This is a genomic window from Haloferax sp. Atlit-109R (assembly GCF_003665865.1).
Taxonomy (GTDB): Archaea; Halobacteriota; Halobacteria; order Halobacteriales; family Haloferacaceae; genus Haloferax; species Haloferax volcanii.
In genome coordinates, this window is sequence record NZ_QPLO01000001.1 from 1,482,990 (window position 1) to 1,495,421 (window position 12,432).

Consider the following 12,432-nt stretch of genomic DNA (forward strand, 5'->3'; position numbering starts at 1 on the left):
ATGGACCTCGACTACGGCATGCTCGGCGGCCGGCGGCCCTACTACCGCTTCGGTGACGCCGACGCCGACCCGCTCGTGGTGCTTCCCGGCCTCTCCGACGCCTTCCAGCGCATCGACCCGAACCGCGGGACTGCGGCGGCGCTCGCCGGCCTGTTCCGCGAGTTCGACGACCGCGACGTGTGGGTGGTCGGCCGCCCGCGACACCTCCCGGTCGGCTCGACCACCCGCGACATGGCCGCGGGCTACGCCGGCGTCATCGACGAACAGGACCTCTGGCCGGCCGACGTTATCGGCGTCTCGATGGGCGGCCTCGTCGCCCAGTATCTCGCCGCCGACTACGGCGACTACGTGGACTCGCTGGCGGTCGTCGCCGCCGGGACGCGACTCGGCGGCCACGGCGAGAACGTCGTGACGCGCTGGCGCTCGCTGGCGGGCAAGAGCCGGTGGGCCGAGGTCGTCGCGGACGCGGAGCGGGAGTCCGCGACCGGCCTCGAAGCGACGGTCGCCCCGGCGCTCATCGAGGCGGCCGGCCGGGTCGTAGACTTCCGGCCCGCCGTCCCCGCCGACGCGGTCGTCTCCTGTACGGCCTGTCTCGAACACGACTCCCGAGAGATACTCGGTGACATCGACGCGTCGACGCTCGTCGCCGCCGGGAAGGCAGACCGACTGTTCCCCGAACCGCGGATTCGAGAACTCAAAGGCGGCGTCGCGGACGCGACGCTCGCGCTGTTCTCCGGGGCGGGTCACGACCTCGCGACGAGCGAGCCGCGAACACTGAACGGCGTGGTCAGACGCTATTTCGACGGATTCCGCGGCGACGGGCTGTATCCGTAAGCGCGAACCGCGAGCCGCGACGCCACCGAATCCGAACCCTCCGCGCGGCAACAGGCTCATACAGCGGGCGACCGTCGAACCGCCATGCGCGACGCCCTCCGGTCGAGCCCGCTTTTCAGTGTTCGTCGGCTCTTCATCTGTCTCGCCGCCACGCTCGTCGTCCTGACGACCGACGCGCTGTTTTTTCACATCAAACCCATCCAAACCACCGCGGGGTTCGCGACCGAGCTGGCGATTCACACCCTCGGCTTCTACGGCGGGTTCACTATCGTGGCGCTGTTCAATCTGACCGAAACGAGGTAGAAAAACGGCGACCGGGAGTGAGCGGGGTTAGATGATACCCATCTCGTCGAGGCGCGTCGGCAGGTACTCGTCGGTCACGAAGTCGAGACCGCGGGAGGCAAGCGCCTGCTGTTCTGCCTTCTTGCCGATGTCGAGTTGGAGCTCTATCTGCTCGGTCCAGTAGTCGCCCATGAACCGCGGGTCCTCCAGTTCGGACTGGAGCGCGTTGATGTCGGAGTCCGCGAGCGGGTCGGTCGGGAGGTCGTAGTCAACGATGTCCTGCGGCTGGATGCCGACGAACTTCGCGTCGGGCGTGGCGAGGTACTCCGAGAGGTGCGCGGATTTGATAGAGCCGTAAGCGACCGAGCCGAAGATGCGGTAGGACCACGGGTCGCCGTCGGTGAAGACCACGACCGGCAGGTCGAGTTCGTCGTGCAGGCGCTTGGTGATACGCCGGGTGGCGCGCGCCGGCTGGCCGCCGAGGTGGACGACGAGCGCGTTGTAGTCGTCGTCGAAGCCGTTTTCGACGAGGCGGTCGCGCATCCCGCCGGTCTCGACGCACATGACGAACTCGATGTCGTGTTCGAGGAACTCGATGGTGTCGGGGTTGTTCGGAATCTGGTAGCCGCCCTGTCCCACGTCCAACTGGCAGTGAATCTCGCGGTCGCCGCGGTTCGTCTGCTCGCGGATTTTGAGGGGACCCATGAGCTTCGCGCCGGACTCCTCCGGGCGCATGTGGAAGTCCTCGCGCTTGACATCGCTGACGATTTCCAAGTCCTCGATGAGCTTGTTTGACTCGTCTTGGTCGGAGAAGTGCGCCTCCTCGTTGTCCCACGACTCGGAGATGTAGTACAGCTCACGCAGGGTTGACGAGCGGTCCTCGTCGAGTTGGCGCGCGAGGAACTCGATGGTGTAGGCGGCCTTCAGGAGCTTTCGCGCGCCCCGAACGCTGTTCGCAGAGCGCTTCGAGGTCCGGTCGCCGTACACCCAGACGTTGGCGTCCTCGTCGTACTCGATGTTGCTTTTCGTCCGCGTCGGGAGCGTCATGTGCGGAATCTCCCCCGCGTCGAACTGGTCGTAGAACTCCGCCGCGAGGTCGATGAGACGCTCGCGGGCGCGTTCCTCGGATGTCTGCTGGTCGGATGCCATTATACGTTCACCGTGAGTTTCTCCGTCTCGACGCCGTCGACGTTGATGTCGAACGACGCGTCCTGTGCGACCGAGTACGTGAGCGTCGCCGTCTCACCGGACGACACCTCGGGGTTCCACTTGACGAACCACTCCCCGTCGAGGTCGACGACCGTCGCCTCGCCGTCGAGACCGCCCGGCTCGGCCGAGACGATATCGGTGATGTCCGGCGACTCGTTCGTGTTGGAGTGGTTCGTCACCGTGAGCGTCACCTCGCCGTCGTCGACGGCCCGCTCGACGGTCAGGTTGTTCATGATGCGGCCGAGCGCGCCGTCGATGTTGGGCTCGGGTCGCCCGGTGACCTCCGAGAGCTTCGTCGCCATCTGCGGGAGGATGCGGCCGAGCACGTCCTGTTTCTCGCGGCGCTTCTGGAGCGACCGCCGCTTCGACAGGTAGGATTTGAGGTCGCGGGCCGCCTCGCGGATGGCGAGTTCGACCTCGTCTTGAATCGCCGGCACGTCCGCGAGCGCGTCCTTCGACTCGCTCGTGAAGGGGACGTTCGTGGAGGCGACGTGGACCATCAGAACCGCGGGGCCGTTCGGCATGCCGCTGCCGCCCGGCTGGTCGAGGCCGTAGTTCCGCCAGCCGATGTCCTTGACGACGTGGGTGATGGTACACGCGCCCTGCTGGTAGACCAGCGGGACGCGGTTGGCGAAGCGGAGCAGGTCGATTTTCCCCTCGGACTTGAGTTCGCCGCCGTAGGCGATGCCGGCTTCGACGATAAAGGGGTCGCCGCCGTGGACCTCGGCGTCGCGGGTCGCCGCGGCGTAGAAGTCGGCGTCGAACTCCTTTTTCAGGCCGGCTTCGACGAGTTCCGCCGAGATGGGAGACAGACAGTCCGTCGGCGGCGCGAGGATGTCCGTCTCGCGCATCGCGTCGAGCAGGTCGCGGGCCACGTCGCGGTCGTCGGCGACCTCGCGGACCTTCGGCACCTCGTCGGAGACGGTTCGCATCCGCGACCAGATGGCGTCGGCGATGTTCTCCTGTGCAGTCTCGCCGTAGGTCTCGTCCTCGCGCTCTTTGGTTCGGTCGGCGGCCCACGAGACGAACTCGGCCACGTCGTCGCGGGTGGCGCGGTCGGCCGGGCCGGTCGTCTCGGCGAACTGCGTGGCGATGGAGCGCGCCATCGACAGCTTGCCGGCGTCGTCTTTCTGCGTGGTGGTCACGTCGTCGACGATGGCGTACGCGTCGCCCTCGCGGTCGTCGGTGAGGGCGGGCCACAGCGCCTCGACGACGTTCTCGCGGACCGTCTCACCGAACGAGGTGTCGGTGTCCTCACCGACCGTCTCGGCGGCGTTTTCCACGATAGTGACGAGTTCGCCGTGGGCGATGCGGTCCTTGCCGACGACGATATCGACCAGTTCGTCCGCGAACGCCGCGGTCGCCTCTTTGCCCTTGTTGGCGACGGCGTCCTCGACGACGGCGACGAGGTCGTCGGCCTCGGACGCGTCGGGCGTCCGCCACGTCATCTCGCGGCCGAAGTGCCGGTCGCGGAAGGCGTCGTGAACCTTGTCGGAGGTCTTCGCGCCGACGCGGGTGAACTCCTCTTGGAGGAAGCCGGACACGGAGTACGACTCGGTCGCCGAGAGCATCTTCAGGAGCGTCCCGAGTTCGACGCCGTGGGGGTGCGGGCGAATCTCCTTCGTCTGTTTCGGAAGCTGGTCGGTCGCCCGCTCGAACTTCATCGGCTCGTCGAGGCCGGGTTCCCGGAGTTCGATGCGGGCGTGGGGGTTGACGACCGCCGTGTGGAGGATGTAGTCGTGAAGCTGCTGGCGGGCGCGCATGTTGGCTTCCATCTCCAACTCGATGCGCGTGCCGTGGGGGCGGTCCCACGAGGTCGTCTTCTCGGTGCGAATCTCGGGTTCGTTCTGGTCCGTGTTGATGACGAGTTCGAAGTACTCGGCGTCCTCCGAGCCCTGCGTCCGGCTCGTCACCTTGGCGGGCTTGCCGCTCGTCAGCTGCGAGTAGAGGACCGCCGCGGAGATACCGATACCCTGCTGCCCGCGGGACTGTTCGCGCGCGTGGAAGCGAGAGCCGTAGAGGAGCTTCCCGAACACTTTGGGCACCTGCTCTTTCGTGATGCCCGGCCCGTTGTCCTCGATGACGAGGCGGTAGTAGTCGCCCGCCTCGGCGATTTCCACGTAGATGTCGGGCTGGATTCCCGCCTCCTCCGTGGCGTCGAGCGCGTTGTCCACCGCCTCCTTAACGGCGGTGACCAACCCGCGGGCTCCGCTGTCGAAGCCCAACATGTGCTTGTTCTTCTCGAAGAACTCGGCGATGGAGATCTCCCGCTGGCCCTTCGCCAGCTCCTCTGCGATCCCCGGCTCGTCACCGAGTGTCGACTGGAACGAGGTCATTTCCTGATGCGCATCTACCCAGTCCCGCGTTAAGTACTCACCGGCAGCGGAGTGAAAGTGAACTCGGGGCGTTGACGCGCTTCGAGGGGCGTTCGCGCCGGAACGCCGAATCATGATACACAGAGTCACCCACGAAACGCGGGTCGGTCGGTCGGTCGGCGTCTCCGATGTCGGAAACCGCTACGCGGGACTCCAGTAAGTAGTACGCGCCCGCGCGTGCGAGCCTTTAAGGGACGGGCTATCCTAGGCCTGTTCAGATGTCTCAGGATAACGAGTACGGGGCCGGACAGATTCAGGTCCTCGAAGGGCTTGAAGCCGTTCGAAAGCGTCCGGCGATGTACATCGGGTCCACCGATTCTCGCGGGCTCCACCACCTCGTCTACGAAGTCGTCGACAACTCCATCGACGAGGCGCTCGCGGGCCACTGCGACGCCATCGAGGTCGCCCTCCACGAGGACGGCTCTGTCAGCGTCACCGACAACGGCCGCGGGATTCCGGTAGATACGCACGAACAGTACGACCGACCCGCGCTGGAGGTCATCATGACCGTCCTCCACGCCGGCGGGAAGTTCGACAACAAGTCCTACCAAGTCTCCGGCGGCCTCCACGGCGTCGGCGTCTCCGTCGTCAACGCGCTGTCGAGCGAACTCGAAGTCGAGGTCAAACGCGACGGCGCGGTGTGGACACACCGCTTCGAGGTCGGCGAGCCGCAGGTCGAGGAGTTCGAGCGCGTGCGCGACCTCGAACCCGGCGAAGACACCGGGACGACCATCCGCTTTTGGCCGGACGACGGTATCTTCGAGACGACCGAGTTCGACTTCAAGACGCTCGAAAACCGCCTGCGAGAGCTCGCGTTCCTCAACTCCGGGGTCGAGATTTCGCTCTCCGACGAGCGGACCGACGAGTCGAGCACGTTCCTCTTCGAGGGCGGCATCCGCGAGTTCGTCGAGTACCTCAACGAGACCAAGACGGCGCTCCACGACGACGTCATCTACTACGACGACGAGTCGGAGGGCATCGAGGTCGAAATCGCCATGCAGGCGACCGACGAGCTCCAGGGGTCGATTCACGCCTTCGCCAACAACATCAACACCCGCGAGGGCGGCACGCATCTGACCGGGTTCAAGACGGCGCTCACCCGCGTCGTCAACGACTACGCGAACAGCCACGACATGCTCGACGACCTCGACGGCGACAACCTCCGCGGCGAGGACGTTCGCGAGGGACTCACCGCCGTCATCTCCGTCAAGCACCCCGACCCGCAGTTCGAGGGCCAGACGAAGACCAAGCTCGGGAATTCCGAGGTCCGCGGCATCGTCGAGAGCGTCACCCACCAACAGCTCGGGACGTTCTTCGAGGAGAACCCGGACACGGCGACGGCCATCATCTCGAAGGCCGTCGAGGCCGCCCGCGCCCGCAAGGCCGCGAAGCAGGCCGAGGAGCTCACCCGCCGCAAGTCCGCGCTCGAATCTACCTCGCTGCCGGGGAAGCTCGCGGACTGTCAGAGCCGCGACCCCTCGGAGTCCGAACTGTTCATCGTGGAGGGCGACTCCGCGGGCGGCTCGGCCAAGCAGGGCCGCGACCGCAAGTTCCAGGCGATTTTGCCCCTCAAGGGGAAGATTCTGAACGTCGAGAAACACCGCCTCGACCGCATCCTCGAAAACGACGAGATACGGGCGCTCATCACCGCCATCGGCGGCGGCGTCGGCGACGAGTTCGACATCGAGAAGGCGCGCTACCAGCGGCTCATCCTGATGACCGACGCCGACGTCGACGGCGCGCACATCCGGACGCTGCTGCTTACGCTTCTGTACCGGCACATGCGCCCGCTCATCGAGGCCGGCTACGTGTACGCGGCCCAACCGCCGCTGTACCGCGTCCGCTACCGCGGCAACACCTACGACGCGATGGACGAGGCCGAGCGGGACCGCATCATCGAGGAGGAATGCAACGGCAACCCCACGCAGGTCCAGCGGTTCAAGGGACTCGGTGAGATGAACCCCGACCAGCTGTGGGACACGACGATGAACCCCGAAAACCGCGTCCTCAAGCGCATCACCGTCGAGGACGCCGCCGCCGCCGACCGGATGTTCAACATCCTGATGGGCGACGCCGTCGGGCCGCGAAAGCAGTTCATCAAGGACCACGCGAACGACGCCGAATGGGTAGACATCTAATATGAGTTCTGACGCACCAGATTCGTTCGAACCGGGCGCGGGTATCGCGGCCGAAGTCAAGAACGCGCGCATCGAAGACGAGATGGAGCAGTCGTACATCGACTACGCGATGTCGGTCATCGCGGGGCGGGCGCTGCCCGACGTACGCGACGGCCTGAAGCCGGTCCACCGGCGCATCCTGTATGCGATGCATCAGGCCGGCGTGACCTCCAACTCGTCGCACCGCAAGTCCTCGTCCATCGTGGGCGAGACGATGGGTGACTACCACCCCCACGGCGACTCCGCCATCTACGACACCCTCGCGCGCATGGCGCAGGACTTCTCCATGCGCTACCCGCTCGTCGACGGCCAGGGTAACTTCGGCTCCGTCGACGGCGACCCGCCGGCCGCGATGCGCTACACGGAGGCGCGGATGTCCCCCATCGCCGAGGAACTCCTCGACGACATCGACAAGGACACCGTCGACTTCCAGTCGAACTACGACGACCGCAAGCAGGAGCCGACGGTGCTGCCGTCGTCGTTCCCGAACCTGCTCGTCAACGGGTCGTCCGGCATCGCGGTCGGGATGTCCACGAACATCCCGCCGCACAACCTCGGTGAGGTCGTCGACGCCACCGTCGAACTCATCGAGAACCCCGACGCGACCGTCGCGGACCTGATGGAACACATCAAGGGGCCGGACTTCCCGACCGGCGCGAACATCGTCGGCCGCAACGCGGTCCACAAGGCGTACAAGACGGGTCGCGGTCGCGTCCGCGTCCGCGCCGACTACGACGTGTTCGAAGAGGAGGGCCGCATCGTCATCAACGAACTCCCGTATCAGGAGAACAAGGCCCGCCTCATCGAGCGCATCGCCGACGACGTGAACGAGGGCAAAATCGAGGGCATCCGCGACATCCGCGACGAGTCCGACCGCGACGGCATCCGCGTCGTCATCGAACTCAAGCGCGGCGCGATGGCCGAGGTCGTCAAGAACCAGCTGCTCGACAACCACCTCGAATCCACGTTCGGCGTCATCAACCTCGCGCTCGTCGACGGACAGCCGCAGGTGCTGACGCTCAAGGAGACGCTCGAACACTACCTCGACCACCGACGCGACGTGGTTCGCCGGCGCTCCGAGTACGAACTCGCCGAGGCCGAAGACCGCGCGCACATCCTCGACGGCCGCCTGAAGGCCCTCGACAACATCGACGACGTGGTCGAGACCATCCGCAACTCCGAGAGCCGCGACGACGCGAAGGCCGCGCTCCGCGGCGAGGTCGAAGTCGAAGTCGACGGTGAACCGCTGCCGACGTTCGACTTCTCCGAGGAGCAGGCGAACCACATCGTCTCGATGCAGCTCGGGTCGCTCACCTCGATGGAGGCGGCCGAAATCGAAGCCGAGTACGAGGACGTGCAGGCGACCATCGAGCGCCTCGAAACCATCCTCGGCGACCAGTCGGAACTCGACGCCGTCATCGAGTCCGAACTGCTCGACATCAAAGACGAGTACGCCGACGACCGGCGGACCTCGTTCGTCGCCAACACCGGCGAGGTCACCCGCGCCGACCTCATCCCCGAGGAGGACGTGGTCGTCGTCGTCAGCGAGGACGACTACATCAAGCGCATGCCGGTCTCCCGGTTCCGCGCCCAGCACCGCGGCGGCAAGGGCATCATCGGGACGGACCTCAAGGAAGGCGACAACGTCTCGTCGGTGTTCGTCACGAACACCCACGACGACCTGCTCTGTTTCACCAACCACGGGCAGGTCTACCAACTCAAGGCCTACCAGGTCCCCGAGATGTCGCGGACCGCCCGCGGGAAGTCGGCGGTCAATCTGCTCGACTTCGACGACGGCGAGGAGATTACGGCCGTCGTCAACTGCGACGACCTCGAAGATATCGAGGGATATCTAACGATGGTGACCCGGAACGGCTACATCAAGCGGACCGGCACCGACCGCTTCCAGAACATCCTCTCGACGGGCATCATCGCCACCAAACTCGACGAGGGCGACGAACTCGTCGACGTGGAGGTCACCGACGGCGAAAGCGACCTCGTCATCGGCACCGAACGGGGAATGTCCATCCGCTTCGACGAGGACGAGGTGCGTGCGATGGGCCGCTCGGCCCGCGGCGTCCGCGGCATCAAACTCGAAGGCGACGACGTGGTCGCCGGCGTAGCAGCCATCGACGAGGACCACCACAGCTGGATTCTCACCGTCACCGAGAACGGCTACGGGAAGCGCACGGACCTCGACGCCTACCGCACGCAGTCCAGAAACGGCAAGGGTCTCATCGACATCAAGGCAAACGAGCGGAACGGCCCGGTCTGCGCCATCAACACCGTCGGCGAGGGCGACCACCTCGTCGTCATGTCCGACGAGGGGCAGATTCTCCGGACCCCCGTCGAGGATATCTCGACGGTCGGCCGCAACACGATGGGCGTCATCGTGATGGACCTCGACGACGGCGACGACGTGGCCTCCGTCGACGTGATTCCCGCCGCGATGACGACCGAAGACGAGGAACTCGACGACGTGGAAGGCGACGCGGAAGCTGACGCCGAACCCGACGCGGACGACGAGTAAGTCGGCGCTCCCGACGACGGATTTCTTTTTGCGGACTCCCGCCGGAGAGCCGCGGCTCCGACCGTCGCTCCCCGAAGACATTTATCTCGGCCGGAGGTCCTACCGGTATGAGCGTGCGACCGCGGTCGAGAATCGTCGGCGTCTCGGCGCTCGCGTTCGTCGTCGTCCTCGGCGGCCTGACCGCGCTTCGGGCGTGGAACCTCGAACCGCCGACGGGCGTGCAGTCGCTCGTCGTCGACGCGGGCGCGGTACTGGTCGTCGCCGGCGTCGCGGCACACGTCGCCCGCGGCGAGAATATCGGCACGCGCGCCGGCGAGGGTATCGTGCTCGCCTTCGGCCCGTGTCTCGGCTTCGCGGCCAACCTGTTCGTCCCGGTGTCGACGGTGGAGTCGCCGCTGTGGGTCGCGTACCCGCTCGTCGCCGGCGCGGCGCTCGCGCTCGCCGTCGGTGGGGTCGGCGCGGCCGTCGGCTACGTCGTCCGAGTCGTGCGAAAAAACGGGACCGCCATCGGTCGAACCTCGTAGTCGGCTACTTCTCCACGTCCGAGGGTTCTCTGGTCAGGTCGTAGGTGTAGTGTCGCGGCTTGCGGTCCCGGAGCCAGTCGCGGAGCGGTTCGACCCGCGGCCGGTAGGTGAGCGTCGACCCGAGGGCGGTCAGCGGGAGGAACTTCGCCGCCTCGATTTCGTCGTCGGGGTCGCTCGGCGACGGCGTCGGATCGTCGGCGACGGGCGTCGCGTGGTAGAACCGCTGGAGATAGATGCGGTGGTCCGGAGCGCGAATCTCGCTCGTGAAGGCGAGCGACTGGATTTCGACTTCGACGCCGGTCTCCTCTGCGGCCTCGCGGGCGGCGGTCTCGAAGAAGAACTCACCGGGTTCGGAGCCGCCTTTCGGCAGTCCCCAGCGGTCCTTCTCGTAGACCGCGAGCACGGAGTTCTCCCGGAGGACGACGACGCCGGCGGCGAGGTCGTGCGGCGCGGGGGCTTCTCTCGGCGTCGACATCAGAGGATGCGCTTGCCGAAGGCGCTTGCGGCGAGTTCGGTCGCGAGCGTCGCGGTCTCGTTGTGCTCGTCGAGGATGGGGTTGACCTCCACGAGTTCGAACGAGCGCATGGCTTCCGAGCGGGCGACGAGTTCCATCGCCGCGTGGGCCTCGCGGTAGGTCACGCCGCCGCGGACGGGCGTCCCGACGCCGGGGGCCTCGCGGGGGTCGAGCCAGTCGAGGTCGAGGCTGACGTGGACGCCGTCGGTGCCGTCGGTCGCCACGTCGAGGGCGTCGTTCGTCACCGCGGTGACGCCCCGCTCGTCGATATCCGACATCGTGTACACCGTCACGTCGCTGTCGCGAATCGCCTCGGCCTCCGCGTCGTCGACGGAGCGCAAGCCGACGATAGCGACGTTCTCCTCTTTGAGGCCGGCGGCGTTCGCCCACTCGACGCCCGCGAAGTCACCGATGCCGAGCGCGGCGGCCAGCGGCATGCCGTGGACGTTGCCGGACGGCGAGGTGCTCGGCGTGTTGAAGTCGCCGTGAGCGTCGAACCAGATGACGCCGATGTCGGCGTCGCGGGCGCTGCCGACCAGCGAGCCGATGGCGATGGAGTGGTCGCCGCCGAGCGCGAGCGGGGTCGTCCCCTCGGCGAGCGCGGTCGAGACGGCGTCGGCGAGGCTCCGCGTCACCTCTTCGACTTCCTTGACGTGCTTCGCGTTCGTCGCCCCGGCGTCGGCGTCCCGCGTCGCGTGGTGCGGCACCGCGAGGTCGCCGGCGTCAGTCGGCGAGACGCCCGCGGACTCCAGTTCCCCCGCGAGTCCAGCGTATCGAATCGCGGAGGGACCCATGTCCACCCCGCGTCGATTGGCACCGTAGTCCGTCGGTGCACCCAGAATTCTGACGTTCCGTTCCATAGATGACCCACTCGTTCGGGCCGTTTAGTGGCATCGGAAAAACACCCTTATTGATAATGCTATCTGTCACCACCGGGGAGGCCGTCGCCCGGCGGAACGCACGGGCTACTCGTCGAGATACGGTTCGCAGACGCGCCGGAGGCCCTCCTCGAAGGAGATTTTGGGTTCCCAGCCGGTCGCCTCGCGTATCTTCGTGCAGTCGGCTTTCGTGTCGTGGACGTACACGTCGAGGGGGTTTTCGATGTATTCGGGTTCGACGTCGGTGCCGAGCGCCTCGTTTATCATGTCGACCATCTCGTTGAACGAGTAGCTCTCGCCGGTGCCGAGGTTGTAGATGCCTTGTAGCCGGTGGTCGGCGGCGAGTTCGATGCCGCGAACGATGTCGTCGACGTGGGTGAAATCGCGGGTCTGGGTGCCGTCTCCGAACAGCTCCGGCGACTCGCCGGCCGCGATTTTGTCGGTGAACTGCGCGACCGTGTTGGCGAACTCGCCTTTGTGTTCCTCCGCGCCGCCGAAGCCCTGATACACCGAGAAAAACCGGAGCCCGGCCGTCCGCATATCGTAGTGGTGGTGGAAGTACTCCGCGTAGCGCTCCCGGGCGAGTTTCGACGCTTCGTAGCCCGTGCGCGCCTCGACCGGCATCTCTTCCGGCGAGGGCTCGGTCCGCGAGCCGTAAATCGAGGAGGTTGAGGCGTAGACGACGGTGTCACAGCCGTCGTTTCGCGCCTGCTCGACCGTATTCACGAAGCCTTCGACGTTGACGCGCGCGCCCTTCGTCGGGTTCTCCTCATGCATCTTGTACGACGACAGCGCCGCCAGATGGAACACCACGTCCACGTCGTCGGTCGGGAGGTCGTCGTCGAGCACGCTCGCGTCGTGGAACTCCACGGCGTCGTCGAGATTCTCGGGCGTGCCGAGGTAGAGGTCGTCGACGGCGACGACCTCGTTTTCGTCGGCGAGATGGTTCGCGAGATTCGAACCGATGAAGCCGGCACCGCCGGTCACGAGGACTCGTTTCCCGTTCATGTGCTACCGGAGTCTCGTGAGCCGTATAGTGCTATCGACAGCATCGAGGCCGAATCGAGGTTCGGAATGAACATTCATGAGTGTGATACGGTTACAAAGTA

The 12,432-nt window shown here is 66.2% G+C and carries 10 protein-coding genes; 5 read left to right on the top strand and 5 right to left on the bottom strand.

Annotation, left to right across the window (positions count from 1 at the left end; translation table 11 throughout):
- Nucleotides 1-834, top strand: a complete 834-nt coding sequence (locus tag DVK03_RS07770) for an alpha/beta fold hydrolase (RefSeq protein ID WP_115802621.1) — start codon at nt 1-3, stop codon at nt 832-834.
- Nucleotides 835-918: 84 nt separating this feature from the next.
- A complete protein-coding gene (locus DVK03_RS07775) occupies nt 919-1,137 on the top strand; it encodes a hypothetical protein (RefSeq protein ID WP_004041448.1) in 219 nt (72 codons plus the stop codon).
- Between the two features lie 27 nt (nt 1,138-1,164).
- Here the strand turns inward: DVK03_RS07775 and DVK03_RS07780 are convergent, their stop codons facing one another.
- Complete coding sequence (locus tag DVK03_RS07780; protein ID WP_115802622.1) at nt 1,165-2,265, bottom strand: DNA topoisomerase IV subunit A; 1,101 nt, start codon at nt 2,263-2,265, stop codon at nt 1,165-1,167.
- Nucleotides 2,265-4,661, bottom strand: coding sequence for a DNA topoisomerase VI subunit B (locus DVK03_RS07785; RefSeq protein ID WP_115802623.1), 2,397 nt, complete (start codon nt 4,659-4,661; stop codon nt 2,265-2,267). Before DVK03_RS07785 ends, DVK03_RS07780 begins: the two co-directional genes overlap by 1 nt.
- A gap of 257 nt (nt 4,662-4,918) precedes the next feature.
- On the opposite strand from DVK03_RS07785, the gene gyrB reads away from it, so the two are divergent.
- The 3 genes from gyrB (at nt 4,919) to DVK03_RS07800 (ending at nt 9,931) form a co-directional block, all read left to right on the top strand.
- Nucleotides 4,919-6,838 carry a DNA topoisomerase (ATP-hydrolyzing) subunit B gene (gyrB, locus tag DVK03_RS07790; RefSeq protein ID WP_004063239.1) on the top strand — a complete coding sequence of 640 codons (1,920 nt, stop codon included), beginning with the start codon at nt 4,919-4,921 and terminating at the stop codon, nt 6,836-6,838.
- A gap of 1 nt (nt 6,839) precedes the next feature.
- A complete protein-coding gene (gene gyrA / locus DVK03_RS07795) occupies nt 6,840-9,407 on the top strand; it encodes a DNA gyrase subunit A (protein ID WP_115802624.1) in 2,568 nt (855 codons plus the stop codon).
- Nucleotides 9,408-9,514: 107 nt separating this feature from the next.
- Nucleotides 9,515-9,931 (top strand): hypothetical protein, encoded by a 417-nt coding sequence (locus tag DVK03_RS07800; protein WP_115802625.1) that lies wholly within the window; start codon nt 9,515-9,517, stop codon nt 9,929-9,931.
- A 4-nt stretch (nt 9,932-9,935) separates the two neighbouring features.
- Here DVK03_RS07800 and DVK03_RS07805 read toward each other — a convergent pair whose 3' ends face one another.
- The 3 genes from DVK03_RS07805 to DVK03_RS07815 form a co-directional block, all read right to left on the bottom strand.
- Nucleotides 9,936-10,406 carry an NUDIX domain-containing protein gene (locus tag DVK03_RS07805; RefSeq protein ID WP_004041454.1) on the bottom strand — a complete coding sequence of 157 codons (471 nt, stop codon included), beginning with the start codon at nt 10,404-10,406 and terminating at the stop codon, nt 9,936-9,938.
- A complete protein-coding gene (gene rocF, locus DVK03_RS07810) occupies nt 10,406-11,305 on the bottom strand; it encodes an arginase (RefSeq protein WP_115802626.1) in 900 nt (299 codons plus the stop codon). Before rocF ends, DVK03_RS07805 begins: the two co-directional genes overlap by 1 nt.
- 105 nt (nt 11,306-11,410) lie before the next feature.
- On the bottom strand, nt 11,411-12,331 hold the full coding sequence (locus DVK03_RS07815; RefSeq protein ID WP_115802627.1) for an NAD-dependent epimerase/dehydratase family protein: 921 nt from the start codon (nt 12,329-12,331) through the stop codon (nt 11,411-11,413).
- Nucleotides 12,332-12,432 lie beyond the last annotated feature (101 nt).